Annotated in this window: 10 protein-coding genes; 6 read left to right on the plus strand and 4 right to left on the minus strand. The window is 65.3% G+C overall.

Annotated features, from left to right (window positions below; genetic code table 11):
• The first annotated feature begins 2 nt into the window (after positions 1 to 2).
• From ACR9Y2_RS17130 to ACR9Y2_RS17150, 5 genes are all read left to right on the plus strand, one after another.
• Positions 3 to 1,856 (plus strand): IclR family transcriptional regulator domain-containing protein, encoded by a 1,854-nt coding sequence (locus ACR9Y2_RS17130; protein WP_435042682.1) that lies wholly within the window; start codon positions 3 to 5, stop codon positions 1,854 to 1,856.
• 40 nt (positions 1,857 to 1,896) lie between these two features.
• The gene (locus tag ACR9Y2_RS17135; RefSeq protein WP_435042683.1) at positions 1,897 to 2,892 is read left to right on the plus strand and encodes an NAD-dependent epimerase/dehydratase family protein; all 996 of its coding nucleotides are present in this window, start codon (positions 1,897 to 1,899) and stop codon (positions 2,890 to 2,892) included.
• A complete protein-coding gene (locus ACR9Y2_RS17140; RefSeq protein ID WP_435042684.1) occupies positions 2,892 to 3,917 on the plus strand; it encodes a dihydrodipicolinate synthase family protein in 1,026 nt (341 codons plus the stop codon). Before ACR9Y2_RS17135 ends, ACR9Y2_RS17140 begins: the two co-directional genes overlap by 1 nt.
• Before the next feature lie 121 nt (positions 3,918 to 4,038).
• A complete protein-coding gene (locus ACR9Y2_RS17145; protein WP_435042685.1) occupies positions 4,039 to 5,061 on the plus strand; it encodes a hypothetical protein in 1,023 nt (340 codons plus the stop codon).
• Between the two features lie 13 nt (positions 5,062 to 5,074).
• On the plus strand, positions 5,075 to 6,466 hold the full coding sequence (locus tag ACR9Y2_RS17150; RefSeq protein WP_435042686.1) for an ROK family protein: 1,392 nt from the start codon (positions 5,075 to 5,077) through the stop codon (positions 6,464 to 6,466).
• A 42-nt stretch (positions 6,467 to 6,508) separates the two neighbouring features.
• Here ACR9Y2_RS17150 and ACR9Y2_RS17155 read toward each other — a convergent pair whose 3' ends face one another.
• Together ACR9Y2_RS17155 and ACR9Y2_RS17160 are read right to left on the minus strand one after the other, a co-directional pair.
• Positions 6,509 to 7,195: a helix-turn-helix transcriptional regulator gene (locus tag ACR9Y2_RS17155; RefSeq protein WP_435042688.1), complete on the minus strand. Its 687-nt coding sequence runs from the start codon at positions 7,193 to 7,195 to the stop codon at positions 6,509 to 6,511.
• 2 nt (positions 7,196 to 7,197) lie between these two features.
• The gene (locus ACR9Y2_RS17160) at positions 7,198 to 7,572 is read right to left on the minus strand and encodes a VOC family protein (RefSeq protein WP_435042690.1); all 375 of its coding nucleotides are present in this window, start codon (positions 7,570 to 7,572) and stop codon (positions 7,198 to 7,200) included.
• A 97-nt stretch (positions 7,573 to 7,669) separates the two neighbouring features.
• Between ACR9Y2_RS17160 and ACR9Y2_RS17165 the strand changes: the two genes are divergently transcribed.
• The gene (locus ACR9Y2_RS17165) at positions 7,670 to 8,329 is read left to right on the plus strand and encodes a class I SAM-dependent methyltransferase (protein WP_435042692.1); all 660 of its coding nucleotides are present in this window, start codon (positions 7,670 to 7,672) and stop codon (positions 8,327 to 8,329) included.
• A gap of 6 nt (positions 8,330 to 8,335) precedes the next feature.
• Here the strand turns inward: ACR9Y2_RS17165 and ACR9Y2_RS17170 are convergent, their stop codons facing one another.
• Both ACR9Y2_RS17170 and ACR9Y2_RS17175 read right to left on the minus strand, forming a co-directional pair.
• Positions 8,336 to 8,779, minus strand: a complete 444-nt coding sequence (locus ACR9Y2_RS17170; RefSeq protein WP_435042693.1) for a DUF5990 family protein — start codon at positions 8,777 to 8,779, stop codon at positions 8,336 to 8,338.
• 41 nt (positions 8,780 to 8,820) lie between these two features.
• Positions 8,821 to 14,769, minus strand: coding sequence for an Ig-like domain-containing protein (locus ACR9Y2_RS17175; RefSeq protein ID WP_435042694.1), 5,949 nt, complete (start codon positions 14,767 to 14,769; stop codon positions 8,821 to 8,823).
• Between the last annotated feature and the right edge of the window lie 101 nt (positions 14,770 to 14,870).

The following is a 14,870-nucleotide window of genomic DNA, read 5'->3' on the forward strand; positions in this document are numbered from 1 at the left end:
CCATGCCCTCCACTCAAATCTCCGAAAAGCGCCTCGCTGCCAACCGGGCCAATGCCCAAAAATCCACCGGCCCGCGCACCGCCGCCGGCAAAGCCAAAGTCTCCGCCAACGCCCGACGCACCGGAGCCTACAGCGAAGACCACCGCATGTCGCCTCGCCTCGAAGCTCACTTCCGAGCCATCGCCGACGCCCGCACCCAGCACCTGGCCGATCCAAACGTGCGTGCCCTCAGCTACGATTGGCACATACTCCAGGGCCACCTCGTCATCCACGAGAGCCGCGAACGAGCCCTCTTCAACGCCGGTCTCGAATACGGCCTCGGCAACGAAGACATCGCAAGCGACTGGGTGCTCCGCCAGCACGGCTACATCCACGCCCTCAATCGCTACGCCGGTTGGATCCAGATGCGCCTCCGCCGCACCGAAAGCGCCATCCTCTCCCAACCAGCCGGACTGGACCACCTAACCCGGCTCTTCGGTCCGGAGCCAGAACAACCTCACAGCCCACGCCTTGTCGGGCAGCATTCACGCTGCGAGGGGCCTCAGCCCCGCCCCGTAGGAACTCCGGAAACTGGGCCGTCATCGTCCTGCAAGCCCATAGCCGCCTGCGAACAACCCGGCCCTGCCGAGCCCTCAACCACCCAACCCGCCGGGGCTTTTGAGGGAACAAACCCACCTGCAGCGGAACCGCCGGTCATCCAGCCCGTCGCTCCGGAACCCACAATGCATTTTGAGGGAACAAACCCACCAGCCCCCGAACTCTGCAAACCGCCGGTCATCCAGCCCGTCACCCAAGCCCCCGGGGACGTTCATCCCTGGCCCAAAACGCCGGAAATCCGAAACGAAATCAAAACCCCCAGGTGGCCAGGGCGTGAACGTCCCCCATCTGAAGAACCCGCAGCGGCAGCCCACAACGCCCCAACCCCGCCTCAAAATGCGACTCCAGCCCCCAGGCCACCCGGCCCGCCATCGAGTCGCCGCTCTTTCTCCACACTTGTGCTAATCTGGCTAGCAGAATCAGTTCTACTCGAAGGAATTGCCATGGCCGCGCCACGACCCGCCGGAGCCGAATCCGACCCCCACTACATCGAACTGGTCGGCAAAGTCATTCAGGTGCTCGAAGCCCTCCGCGATGAGCCCACCGGCCTCCCCCTCCGCGACCTCGCCGAACGCACCGGGCAAATCAAAAGCTCCGTCCATCGCATCGTCAGCAGCCTCAAACACCATGGCTACGCGGAACAGGAGGTCGCCGGCGGCCCCTATCGCCTCGGCCTCCAGGCCGTCACCCTCGCTCGCGGCGCTGTCGACGGCATCAGTCTCCTCCGCGTCTCCAGGCCCATGCTTCGCGAATTGGCCGATCGCTTCAACGAGAGCGTCTACCTCGCCGTCGTCGACGGGCCCCGCGCCATCTTCGTCGATGTCCAGGAGTCCCGCCGCGACCTGCGCCTCGTCGGTCCCCTCGGCGCCGAAGTCCACTTCAATGCCACCGCCGCCGGCAAAGTCATCGCCGCTTTCTCCGCCCCCGAGGCGGCTCGCGACATCCTGCGCCGTCTTCAATTGAAACTGCTCACCGATAAGACCCTCACTGACCCTTTCGCCATCGAACGCGAGTGGTCCAAAGTCCGCCGTGCCGGCTACGCCCGCAACGACGAAGAGACCATCGTCGGCGCGATCTTCCTCGCCGCGCCCGTCTTCGATGCCGCCAACTCGGTCTGCGGCAGCATTAGCCTCGGCATACCCAAGGCCCGCTACCAACCCACCCTCGGCGAATCCATCGCCGCCGCCGTGAAGGCTGCCGCCGACCGGCTCTCCCGCGCCCTCGAGGCGGCTGGATACCACCATGGCCGCCGGCGCTGAGCCCCGCGATCCTCGGGCCGCAATTCGGATGACGCACACTATGCAAACTACGGAACACCTCGAAGACCTACTCAGCCGCCCCACCCCGGCCGACATCGACGCCCTGGCCACTTTGGACGGCGACATCCTCGTCTTGGGCGCCGGCGGCAAAATGGGCCCCACCCTCGTCCGGCGCGCCTGGCGGGCCGCCGAAGAGTGCGGACGCCCCCGCCAGGTCATCGCCGTCTCGCGCTCCGGCGAATTCCCGCCAGGCGTACGCCACATCCCCGCTGACCTGCTCGACCCCGCGGCCGTCCAACGCTTGCCCGACGTCCCCAACATCATCTACCTCGTCGGCCGCAAGTTCGGCTCTTCCGGCAACGAACCCCTCACCTGGGCCACCAACGCCGCCGTCCCCGTTCTGGTAGGCGCACGCTATCCTGGTGCACGCATCGTCGTCCTCTCCACCGGCAACGTCTACCCCTTCGTCCCCCACTCTTCCGGCGGAGCCACTGAGGCCACTCCGCCCGCCCCCGTCGGCGAATACGCCCAGTCCGCCCTGGCCCGCGAACGCATCTTCGAATACTACGCACAGGCTCACCACACGAAGGTGGCCATCCTGCGCCTCAACTATGCGGTCGAGCCGCGCTACGGTGTGCTCGTGGACATCGCAACCAAGATCCTCAATCGCACGCCCATCGACCTCACCATGGGCTATCTCAACTTCATCTGGCAGGGCGATGCGAACTCCATCTGCCTCCGCGCCCTCCACCATTGCGAATCGCCCGCCCGCGTCTTCAACCTCACCGGCCGCGAGACCCACTCCGTCCGCTCGCTCGCCCTGCAAATCGGCGGCCACCTCGGACTCGAGCCCGTCTTCACCGGCCAGGAAGCCGCCACCGCCCTCCTCAGCAATTCCACATCCTGCCATTCAGTCTTCGGACCGCCCGCCATGCCCGTCGATGAGTCCATCCAACTCACTCTCGACTGGCTGCACGCCGGCGGCGCGACCCTCGGCAAAGCCACACACTTCGAAACCCGGAGCGGGAGATTCTAATGTTCGATTGGCGCCAGGCACTCAACCGCGGGCTCGTCATCCCCGCCCATCCACTTGCCCTCACTGCGCAACGGAAGCTCGATGAACGCCGCCAGCGTGCCCTCTCCCGTTACTATCTCGACGCCGGCGCGGGCGGCCTCGCCGTCGGCGTGCACACCACCCAGTTCCAGATCAGGGATCCCCGCGTTGGGCTCTTCCGCGAGGTGCTGTCGTTGGCCGCCGGCGCCATGCAGGGGCTCAATGTAGTCCGGGTCGCCGGCATCTGTGGATCCACACCCCAGGCCGTCGCCGAGGCGCAAACCGCCCGCGACCTGGGCTACCACGCCGGGCTCCTCTCCCTGGCCGCCTTGGCTCAGGCGCCCGTGGCCGAACTCGTCGAACACGCCCGCGTCGTGGGTGAGGTCATCCCCCTGATCGGCTTCTACCTCCAGCCCGCCGTGGGCGGCCGCCGCCTCCCCCTGGAGTTCTGGCGCGAGTTCGCGGCCCTCGAGTCCGTCGTCGCCATCAAGATCGCGCCCTTCCACCGCTACCAGACCCTCGATGTCCTGCGCGGCGTGGCCGAATCCGGCCGTGCCTCCGAAATCGCCCTCTATACCGGCAACGACGACCACATCGTGCTCGACCTGCTCAGCCACTGGAACCTGGACGGGCAGCCCCTGCGCTTCGCCGGCGGCCTGCTGGGCCACTGGTCCGTCTGGACCCTGCGCGCCGTGGAAATGCTCGGTCGCGTCCACGCCCTGCGCGAGGCGGGCGGCTGTGCCGGCCCCGACTGGTTCGCGCTGGCCGAGCAAACCACGGAAGCCAATGCCGCCCTCTTCGATGCCTCCAATGCCTTCGCCGGCTGCATCGCCGGCCTCCACGAAGTCCTCCGCCGCCAGGGGCTCCTCGAAGGCATCTGGTGCCTCGACCCCGAAGAGGGCCTCTCCCCCGGACAAGCCGCGGAACTCGACCGCATCGCTCGTCTCTATCCGCACCTCGCCGACGACGAGTTCGTCGCCCGCAACCGCGATCGCTGGCTCACTTAGAGGATCGCCGGCGAATCCGGAATCGGGCCCGTGGAGCACACTGTGATTTCCGGTGATTGTGGTGTGCTCATGGCGGGGTGTATCGTGGATTTTGGGGTTACCCAAAGGGAGAAATGGACCTGTGAATGCTCGCTGCTACCCCGCGTCCCTGCAAGTGAACGGGGGGCCGATTTTCCAAGATGGTGTCTGGTCCGGATTTGTAGCTTTCGATACACCCGGCCTGACACTCGATCAAGTTAAGGCAGTCGCTGAATACTACTATGGTCTGGGCTACGGCTACGTCTGTCCCACGCTGGTGACCGCCAGCGCGGAGGCCTATCAGACCAATCTGCCGGTGCTGCGGCAGGCGCGCGACTTCGAGTGGGGGCAGGGGATCCTGCCGCCGCACCTCGAGGGGCCGTTCCTTGCGCCGGAGTGTATCGGAGCTCACAATCCGGCCCTGCGCCAGGACCCTACGGTGGGATTTGCCGCTAAGCTCCTGGAATGGTCCGGAGGCTTTATCGGCTGGCTCACCATGGCCTCTGAGCGCCCTGGCGCTCCCGAGGTCATCCGCTACCTGGCCGATCAGGGCGTCAGCGTGAGCCTCGGCCACCAGAACCCCCACGTCGAACAGATTCAGGCCGGGCTCGCCGCCGGTGCCACCGGCTTCACCCATGTGATGAACGCCGCCACCCGCGACCAGTTCGGCGCCAAGGACCTGCGCATGGTCGCACAGTTTACAGACCGGCGCGCCTGGTCCATGATCATCCCCGACGCCATACACGTCCCGGAATACGCGGTCCAGTTGATGAGCCAGGCCAAAGGCCCCGACAAGGTCATCTTCGTCGCCGACGAAAGCCCGCTCATCGGTGCGCCCGTGCCCACCACGGCTCAACTCTGGGGCCGCACCTTTGAAGTGCGCCTGGACGGAGCGGGCCGCGTCCGCTCTTACGATCTCAGTGGATCGTGCACCTCTCTGATCGAGTGCATGAACATCGCCCTGGGTTGGGGCATCCCGCGCGACACAGTCGAGCGTGCCGTCACCACCAACGCCATGGCGTTCCTCAGGCCGGCGCTCGACCGGCTCGGCATCCGTCTGGACGAAGCTCCAACGCATTGCCCCGGCGTGGTCTTTCAGGACAGCGCCTACATACCTGCCCAATAGTCTGGAGGAGTGAATGGAACTCATCGTTCCGGAAGTCAAGCCGGTTCTGGATGCGGAATTCCGCCCGGCCGCCCTGGCCTGGCGCGCCTTTGCCAACCGCATCGCCGGCCAGTCCGTGCCCATCCGCATTGCCGTCGAACAGGGCAACGGGTCCACCTATGTCTTTGAACGCGCCATCGACCGCGATACCAGCAGCGCTGCCACGGCGGTGAACCTGCGCTTCCTGGAGCGCGAACTGAAGTTCCTGCTTTGGGCCGTCGGCGGCTGCCGCATCCACATCGATGCGCCAGAGCTGCTGGTGGGCCTGCTGCGCGACTACATCTACCGCTACTCGCCCAACCGGCTGTTCGATGTCGACATCATGGGACCGCTGATCTACGGCCGGCCCTTCGAAATCCTGCATGCCTCCGGCAGCGCGTTCCCCCAGGCATCGCACGTCACCTTGCCTCTGGGCCGTCACACCGGCGGCTGCCGCGTGGCCATCGACAAAGGCGCTTCCGACATCAAGGCCTATGCCGAGATGGACGGCGAGAAGACCTTCGCCTCCGAGTTCAAGTGGGATCCGAAGCCGCAGGCCGATCCGGCTTACCACTACGAGCACATCCTCCACGCGCTGCGCGCTGCCGCGGCCACCCTGCCGCGTGTCGATGCCATCGGAGTCAGCTCAGCCGGCGTCTATGTGGACAACGAAGCCCGTGTCGCCTCACTGTTCCGCGGCGTGCCCCGCGACAAGTTCCAGAGCGACATCGTGCCCATGTACCACCGCATCCGCAAGGAGTTCGGAGGCATTCCCGTAGTCGTGGCAAACGACGGCTCCGTCTCGGCGCTCGCCGGTTCCATGTCGCTCAACCGCAATCGCGTGCTGGGCGTGGCGTTCGGCAGCAGCCTGGCCGCGGGCTATGTTGACGGCACCGGCAACATCACCACCTGGCTGGACGAACTGGCGTTCGTGCCGGTCGACATGAATCCGCTGGCGCCGGCCGATGAATGGTCCGGTGATCGCGGCTGCGGCGTGCAGTACCTCTCTCAACAGGCCGTGAACCGCCTGCTGGGGCCGGCTGGGATTGACGTCCCCGCGGACATGGGTGTGCCGGAGCGGTTGGAGCACGTCCAGGCCCTCATGAAGAAGGGCGACCCGCGCCCGCCGAAGATCTACCAGACCGTGGGCGCCTACTTCGGCTATGCGCTGGCGCACTACGCCAACTACTACGACATCGGCACCGTGCTCGTCATGGGCCGGGTCACCACGGGCGAGGGCGGCGACATCATCCTGCAGGTCGCGAACGAAGTGCTGGCCCGCGAGTTTCCGCATTTGAGCATCGACGTGCGGCTGCCCGACGAAGCCAGCCGGCGCGTGGGCCAGGCCGCCGCGGCTGCTTCGCTGCCGCAGATCGGCGCGGCCTAACAGATGGTATGCGGCCCCCGCGTGGGGGCCGCATCGCTTCCTTCATTCCGCCCGCACACACTTCAGGTAGTCCGCCAGGGTCTTCCCCTCTTCGTCCTCAAACGTAGCGCCCGTCGGCAGGCATGCCTGCATGCGGTCCAGCCGGAAGCTGCGGAAGTCGACCCTCATCTCGCACCACGCGGCCAGCGTCCAGGTGGAGCCCCAGAAATGCAGGGCCAGCGGCCGCACCGGTCGCAGGGTGGCGGAGCCGCTATTGTCCGTGTACCGCAGTTCGAGGATCGACCGGTGGTCCACGGCCATCCGGATGGTGTCGATCAGGCTGTCGATATTGCGGTGCGCATGGATGGCCGGGGCATAGATCTGCGGTTTGTCGATCTCGGCGCGGCGCCCCTTCGGCAGGGCAAGGGCCACCTTGTCGAGCGCCGGAATTACGGCGGCGCGCAGGCCTGGTCCGCCGAAAGCCCGCACCATCCGCAGGCCCACCACGACGGCTTCCAACTCATCAGGCGTGAACATGAGCGCGGTCAGCTCAAACGAAGGATCGATGCAGTAGCCCACCCCGGCCTCGCCCTTCACCGGAATCCCGGACAGGGAGAGGTCGCGGATATCGCGATAGACGGTGCGCTCCGAGACCTCCAGGAATTCGGCCAGGTGCGCGGCGGTGGTAAGCCGCCGCGCGCGTAGGTGTTGAACGATCTGGAAGAGCCGGTCGGCGCGCCGCACAGACACTATTATCCGCGTGCTGAGTGCAGGCCGACCCGGTTCCCTTCGGAATCAATGATGTGGGCGTAGGCTCCCATGCCGGGCGGCAGCGCGGTCTTGGGCAGCGCGATCTCGCCTCCGGCCGCCGGCACGCGGCTCAGCGCGGCGTCGAGCGAGTCACCGGCATTCACATACAGCACGGCGCCATCGCGGGACGGCGCATAGCCGGCGCCCTGCACCACGCAGCCGCCGGTCGCATGTTCGCGGTCGCACGGGAAGATGGCGAGCTTTGTCCCGTCCATGGTGTCCTCCTTGAACTGGATCCCCAGGACGTGTTCATAGAAGGCCTTGGCCCGCGAAAGGTCCAGCGCGGGAATCTCAAACCAGGTGATTGGTTGCGTCATGGGTCCAGCATGCGGCAGTGCTCCTGACAGCGTGGTGTCAGGAGTCTTCAGCCGCGGGCATAAAAACGTGCCGCCCGCTCCATGTCATCCTCGATTCATGACCGCAGAGTCGAGACCTTCCGGGGGCCGCCCCGTCACCAGCCTGCTCGAGCAGTTTGGGCAGATCGATATCTACCTGTTCGACCAGCTATTGCGCGGCCGCATCGTGCCGGGAGACGTGATCTTCGATGCGGGCTGCGGCGGCGGCCGCAACATCTACCACCTGCTGCGCGAAGGGTTTGACGTGTACGGGTTGGATGCCGATGCAGGGGCGGTGGACAGCGTGCGGCGGTTGGCGGCGCAGTTGGCTCCGCAGTTGCCGCCGGAAAACTTCCGTGCCGGCGACCTGGAGCGCATCACCTGGCCCGCGGCCTTCGCCGATGTAGTCATCAGCAGCGCGGTGCTGCACTTCGCCCGTGACGAGCCGCACTTCCACGCCATGCTCCTCGGCACGTGGCAGGCCCTGAAGCCGGGCGGACTGCTGTTCTGCCGGCTGGCGTCCTCCATTGGAATGGAGTCGGAAGTGCAGCCCCTGGGCCGAGGGCGGTTTCTCCTGCCCGACGGGTCGGAACGGTTCCTGGTGGACGAACCGATGCTGGTACGTTTGACGGCCGAGCTGGGTGGTCAACTGCTGGACCCGATCAAGACGACCGTGGTCCAGGGTCAGCGCTGCATGACGACCTGGGTGGTGCGGAAGAACGGCGCCCGCACGGCTTGAGCCACCCTATTTCAAGACCGGCACCCAGCCGCCAAACGTCTTCATCGAGCCGCACAGCGGGCCACCGTCGCGGGCGGTGCCGGGAATCCGGGTTTCGAGCACGGTGGCCGGATTGGCGGCACAGCGGTCGAGGGCGACCTTGGTGAAGCCGCGCAGCGGGACTTTCAGGCGGCGGCTCCAGCAGGAGTCCGGCTGGCCGGCATAGGTGCCGATGTCAATGTAGAGAAAGCGCGCGCCGGGCGGACCCTGGACGATTGGGCCATGGAAGTCCAACTCCCCCTCTGTCGATGCGGGCTTCACTCCCACCGTGAAATCGAAGACAAGGTCCCCGCCGATGGAACGCTGCTTTGAGATGGTCTCATACGTGCCGCCGCGGCCCTTCTGTATGCCGTAATCCACACCGCCCGGCGGGTTCAGCAGCACGATCCGCAAATTCAAAGTCTGGTCCATGTTAGGCCCACCGTAGCATGGCAAGCGCCTTCGCCGTCAGCCTACCTGGCTGGCCGGAAGGCGCCGCGCCCGGCGAGACCGCGCGTACGCTGAAACTCCAACCGCCGGCGGGGTGCCGATTCGATCGCCTCCAGTTCCAGGTCCAGGCTGCCTTCGCTGGAGGCAGGGATCAACCTCAAGCTCTGCCTGTCTGAACCGGTCCAGATGTGAAACGGGGCACTGGAACCATCAGGCCGCCGCAGGCGGATCCGCTGGCGGTCGAAGGTGACCGGGTTCACCGGTTGGTTGAACCGGACCACGATGCCGTCGTCGTCGCGGACCACGGACTCCGTGGCCAACCTACCGCCATCCATGCGTTCCTCAATGGTGACGGCTGCTGCCTGGTCCTGCCCGGCGTTGACCAGATACGTCTCGCCCGGGATCAGTGTCTGTTCCGGAATCAGGCGCAGCCAGTCGGGTCCGCCCTGTTCCACCCGGACCGGCACCGCCTGTTGACCATGGCGCAATGTGATCGCCGAAGAGCCCGCCGTCACCGGTTGGCTGAACTTCAGGTCCAGGGCCTCACTGGAGGCAAAGTAGGAGACCAGGGCCGCCGGCTGGTCGGGCGACTCCGTGTAGAAGACCGACGTGAACAGGGAAGCGTACCAGCCGTTCCGGTCGTGAGCCGTATCCTCGACGGCGACCTCGATTCGCGTGCCTGGCAGGAACGGCGAGTCGGGCGTGAATTGGAATTGGCGCGCCGCTTCGTCGTTCTCGACATGGCCCGCGAGCAGGGTGCCGGAATCGGCCACAAACAAGGCCTGCGCCACGGAGGCCGGATCCATGGCGTGGTTAAACTCCACCACCACAGGTGTAGACAAGGGCACATTCGGGGCCCAGTTGGCGGGCGTGACTTTCCTGACGGAGGGCCGGGCGGACTCGTCCGCGGTCATGGTGCGGAAGGTCACGGGTCCGCCTTTGACCGGATTCCCGGCGAGGTCTTTCAACTGCGAGCTCAACACCAAGGTGATCTGGCGGTCCCCGGGCAGATCGATGTCCGCGGCCAGTGTCCGTCCGTCTTCCGCCATGGAGAACGACCCGCTGATCGCGGTTGAGCCGGCGACTAGGCTGATGGGTGGGACGCCAGCGGGGGTGATGACAGGCCGGGTGAAGCGCACCACCACATGCGTGGTCAGCGCAGGGACCAGGCTGTCATTCGCAGGGAAGGCGGCCTCCAGTTCAGAGCCCGGCCCATTGGCGGCGTCACCGGTGGTGAAGAACAGGAAGTCGCTCAGCGCCATCCCGCTGGAGAATGAGCCCAAGGACTTGCCGACCATCACGCTGCTTTGGGGTGGGAAGCCGAAGGTTGGCTGGAAGGTTGCGGTGGCTCCTTCCACGCTCCACGAGCCAGGCACGCGGTAGCCGTTTGCCTCCACAATGCCGGCGTTGCTGACCCATGCCGGGTTCGCGGGGCTGGCGAAGTTCAGGATTACCTTGGAATCGACGGGGACGCCGGTGGCATTCGGGGCAGGCGTCGAGGACGTGATTCGAGGATAGACGGCATACGCTCCGCCCTGCTGGACTGTGAAGGTGGCGGTGTAATCCGGCAACACCCTCCCATCCATGCCTGTGATGCCCTTGAGTTCCATGGTGTAGACGGAACCCGGGCTCAAGGGGCGGGACGGTGTAAGGAGGAACATCTTGCCTGACTGATAGCCAATTTTGCCAGGAACCGGCTGATCGCCGAGCCGCAACCGGAAGTTGGCGTCGCCCAACGGAAGGTCGACCGGCCCATCGAAGTAGGCTTGTACGACCACATTCGCCGCAACAGAGGTGCTGCCATCCGGCGGATTCACAGCCCGGAGAACGGGCAGGGGCCCGCTCTCACCGATATAGAACGAGGTTGCGGAAAGCCCGGAACCGGAGACCCCGGCCGGTCCTCCCGCCAGGTCCGTCAACCCGAAAACCCCCAGACGGTAGGACTTCGCAGGCGCCAGGGGACTTTCGGGGCGAACGACTACAGTCCTGTCGTCATCCTCCAGGCTGAGGTTGGCCGCTATCGGGAAGCCTTCCGCGGTATTTAGCAAAACATGGTCGGGATCCACCAGGACCGGGTTGATTCTCTCGTTGAACCGGATCCGAAGCACTGTGTCCGCCGGCACCGTGGAGCCGTCCACGGGGAGGAACCGGTAGGTCGGGTTGCTGAGGTCGAGGTCGGCGCCCATGCGGAAAGACCAGGCGTAGTCCGCCGCAGGCGCCGTGCCGTCGGCCGAAGTGACGTTGGTGAGACGAACCTCGCACAGCGTGCCTGCCCGGGGCAGACGTTCCGGCACCAGGGTTACGGTCTGTCCATCGCGTTCAATCTGGAGCGATGTGCGCAGCGCGCCGCCATCCTCGGTCAGGGTGGAGGTGGCCTGGGCGAGCAGCACACGCCGGTCGAACTTCACCTGGATTCTGGCGTTGAGAGGTACCCCCTCCAGGCCACTGCGGGGCGTTGAGGACACCACAGCGGGCGCGCCGCCCGGCCGCGCATAGCCAAATCCCACACTTGGGCTGTAGGCACGGGCGGAAGCGTCGGAGATCGCATTCTCGGCGGTGTCCTGGAGGTTCGAGATATAGAGGTCGTAGCTGGTCCCCATAAAGTGGGGCTTGTTCGGCGTCAGGGTGAACGACCGGCGGTCCTCGCTGAAGCTGAGAATCCCGGGGAACAGGTAGGCCGTTCTGAGTGCTGTGTCGGCCGCGACCTGTTTGTTGAAGGCCAGGGAGATGAGGCTATCCGGGGCGCCGCCGCCCGTGGGCGGTTCCATTCGCACAATGTCGATGGGTGTCGTATCCACGGCCTGGCCCGTTGTGAACGTCCAGCTTTGAAGAGGTATTGTATGGCCGGCCTGGTCTTCCACGCCGCTCACCGAGACCGTGTATTCGTTGTCCGCTCTCAGGAATGTCAAGGGAGCCACCCGGATGCCCTGATCGCCCGCCCGAAAAGCCTGCACCGGTACATCCCTGCCGCCCTCGCTCAGCTTGACTCCATTCTCGATGGACAAGCTGTTGACGGGCGCCGAGAATACGACGCTCAGCGTCGCATTCAAGGGAACACCTTCCGGCTGGGCCACCGGCGTGCCGCCCAGGAGATGCGGATCAGGGGAGGAAGCCGCGGGCTGGGCCGTGACAAAGCTGCTCCAGTTGATCCCGCCGGCCGAGAAGATCACAACATAGAAGCCGGATGGCTTCATCGGGCTGCCAGGTCGAAGCCGGATGACGCCCGGCCGGATTCGCGACGCCGTACATGGGCTGGGGGTGGGCGCATTCCCTTCGCTCCAGGTGCACACAGCCGAGGCCAGCAGCGCATCGGGCACGTCCTGCGCCGGTTGCAGGTCCACCACTCCATCGGTAGGCAGGCTCGGGAATGAGCCGATCAGGCTCGAAGCCACCTCGCCGTTTGGGGGAGCCTGCCGCACGTATCTCTGGAACGAGGTGCCGCCCCACTCTGCGTATATCCTGGCGCCGGCAGGGTACGGAGTGTCGGCCAGAAAAGTGACGCCGCGCGAATCCGCGGTCCACTCGAACCGCCCGGTCACGAACTGGCCATTGGCGGTGATCAGCGCGCTGGCTTCCACCGAGGCGCGATCGGCCGGCGCATCAAACACCAGCCCCAGGCTGGTTGTGGTGCCCAAAGCACCTTCAGGGCTGTTGGGGCGGATCTGCACCACTTTGGCGGCTGCTCTGTGCCTGGGTCCCAACTGGATGGTGGTCCGGAAGGGCACCACCGGCTGATAGCCGAAGTCCAGGACGCCTTCCGTCACGAACAGCGTGACCATGGATCCGGGTTCGCCGTTCAGCACCACCATGGCCAGGGTTGGCGTGATCAGCTGTACGCTGACGACTCCGGCTCCCCGGCCGATCGCCACGATATTGCTAGTCGTGGCCGTCGATCTGATTACGGGGTTTGAGAATGTCAGGAGCACCACGGGCTGGACGGAATCGGCCATGCCTCCATCCTCAGGTGAAACCTGAATCACCCGGGTCCTGTCCGGAACGGTTGGCGAGGCCGGTGAAATGGTGAACGTGGAGGCGAGCCGGAGTGGGCGAGATCCTGAGAGGTCGGTCGCCAGGGAGCCATCCACGAAATACTCTCCGGGCGGCCACGGTGCGAGGGGCGTGAAGGTGATGTCCGGGCCCTGCACTTCCAGCTTGCCGGGGGGTGGTGTGAATTCGCCCACATTGCCGCGGGACACCAGGCTGAAAAATGGTCTCGCCGGTACGACGGGACTGGCAGCGCGGTTGAAGGTAATGCGGATCGGCGTGAGCGGGTCGGTCACTATTGCCTTGTTGGCTGGAGTGACGGTCAACATGCGGAACGAGTCGGACGGATTCGCCGCCCCGGTCGTGAACGTTGTGGAGACCGGAGGCACGGCGCGGCCCGTCAGGTCGGCCAGGCCGCTGATTTCGAGGTGAAAGGTGGTCGACGGAGAGAGCGCGTTCTTTGGCCGGAACTGCAGCCCGGCTTGTCCGTTGGCCTTGACGAACGACCAGTCGCCGGCGACGGGACCCGCGTCGCTGCTCAACCGGAGGCCCTCCAGGGCGGGGTTGACGTTGTCCAAATACTTGTCGAACCAGACCTCAATGAGGACGGTAGCCGGCACCTCGCTGGAACCATCCGGCGGGGACACGGCGAGCATCTGGGCGGGCGTCGAATCGACTGTCCCGGTGAGCGTGAAGTTGTATGAAAAGCCCAGCGGAATCTTCCCAAACCGCTCGTAGGGAATCCCGATTGAGATCGTGTAGTTACCCGGCAGGAACGGCTGCTCCGGGATCAGGAAAATCGAGCGGCGGTCTTCGGAGAGTCTGTACTGCACCGGCGCCGTCGAGGAGTTCCAATTCAGGCCCACGGTCCCCAGGGACAAGGTCACGGCATCCAACGGCTTGGTAAACGAGATCACGGGGGTCCCGTTCAAAGGCAGGACGTCCGCCTGGGTGCGGACGTTGAGCGTGGTGGAATCGGGCAGCAGTTGGGTTTGGAAATGGATGGCATGGTCTGCCTCCATTGCGCCGCCATAAATATCGGTGACCCCCGAAATGCCCAGGGTGTAGTCTTTGTTACTCGAGAGTAGGAGAGAAGGTTTCAGCGCAATAGCCCGATCCCCGACACGTTCCGCCTGCACCGGCAGAACCGTGGCGCCGGTTTTCAACTCGAAGAACTCCGTCGGGGACTTCCGGGCGAGGGGGCGATCGAACACCAGGATGATGGCGGAGTTCGTGGGGACGGCGGTCTCTCCGTCGAACGGAGCTGAGCCGGTGAGCACGGGGCCTCCCTTTGGCGGCTGGGCGAAGGTCGTAAATGTGATGGGCCCACGTTTTGGCAGCGCCTGGCCTGTCCAATCGAGGATGGGGCTCTCGGGCAGGTAGATGCGGTAGGCGCGCCCCAGGGTGAGCCCATACTGTGTGTTCAACTGAACGGTGGTGGCATCGTTCATCAGCGTGCCCGTGACATCCGTGCTGTAGCCGCTGGTGAGGTCCCATAGTTGGAATTTGGCATTCTGCAGGGAGGCGGGGTTCAGGAACTTACTGAAGTGCAGCCTGAGCGGGTGGGTTAGATGCGCCGCATCCTGACCGTCCGCGGGTTCAGACGATGCCAGTTGCGGTGAGATGAGATCCGGCCCCGCACCGGTTGTGAATTTCGCTGCAAAGGTCTGCCCTGTCAGGATATTGGCGAGCCGGATTTCGTAAGCGGTGTTCGCCTCCAATTGCGCGGCAGGCGTGTACACAGCCCACTGGTCGAAGTACTCAGTCTTCCCGGCCATTATGGCGCCATTCCGCAACAGCACCGCGTCCGTACGCATCCCGTTTGAGTAGTTGAGGGCGATGGTGATCCGCGCGTTGAGCGGGACCTTGGCGGAGCCGTCGGCGGGGAAGAATCCAGCCACCATGGGCGGCGTCTGGCCGAATACCGCTGCGGTCAGGAATATTAAGGCAAGATAAGCACGCGAAAGCCCGAAGCGCGAGGCGACCATGCACTTATCCTATTCCTTCCGTCGTGAAAAAGGGGAGATTCGACGATCGGAATCCCCCCTTTTCGCTGGCGACAAAGGCGTACGGATTATCCTGGCTTGAC

The organism is Paludibaculum fermentans (genome assembly GCF_051172195.1).
Taxonomy (GTDB): domain Bacteria; phylum Acidobacteriota; class Terriglobia; order Bryobacterales; family Bryobacteraceae; genus Paludibaculum; species Paludibaculum fermentans_A.

Excerpts from the sequence above, each read along its gene's own strand:
- ACR9Y2_RS17130 (WP_435042682.1), top strand. The coding sequence starts at position 3 with ATGCCCTCCACTCAAATCTCCGAAAAGCGCCTCGCTGCCAACCGGGCC.
- ACR9Y2_RS17165 (WP_435042692.1), top strand. The coding sequence starts at position 7,670 with ATGACCGCAGAGTCGAGACCTTCCGGGGGCCGCCCCGTCACCAGCCTG.
- ACR9Y2_RS17170 (WP_435042693.1), bottom strand. The coding sequence starts at position 8,779 with ATGGACCAGACTTTGAATTTGCGGATCGTGCTGCTGAACCCGCCGGGC.
- ACR9Y2_RS17140 (WP_435042684.1), top strand. The coding sequence starts at position 2,892 with ATGTTCGATTGGCGCCAGGCACTCAACCGCGGGCTCGTCATCCCCGCC.
- ACR9Y2_RS17175 (WP_435042694.1), bottom strand. The coding sequence starts at position 14,769 with ATGGTCGCCTCGCGCTTCGGGCTTTCGCGTGCTTATCTTGCCTTAATA.
- ACR9Y2_RS17135 (WP_435042683.1), top strand. The coding sequence starts at position 1,897 with ATGCAAACTACGGAACACCTCGAAGACCTACTCAGCCGCCCCACCCCG.
- ACR9Y2_RS17160 (WP_435042690.1), bottom strand. The coding sequence starts at position 7,572 with ATGACGCAACCAATCACCTGGTTTGAGATTCCCGCGCTGGACCTTTCG.
- ACR9Y2_RS17150 (WP_435042686.1), top strand. The coding sequence starts at position 5,075 with ATGGAACTCATCGTTCCGGAAGTCAAGCCGGTTCTGGATGCGGAATTC.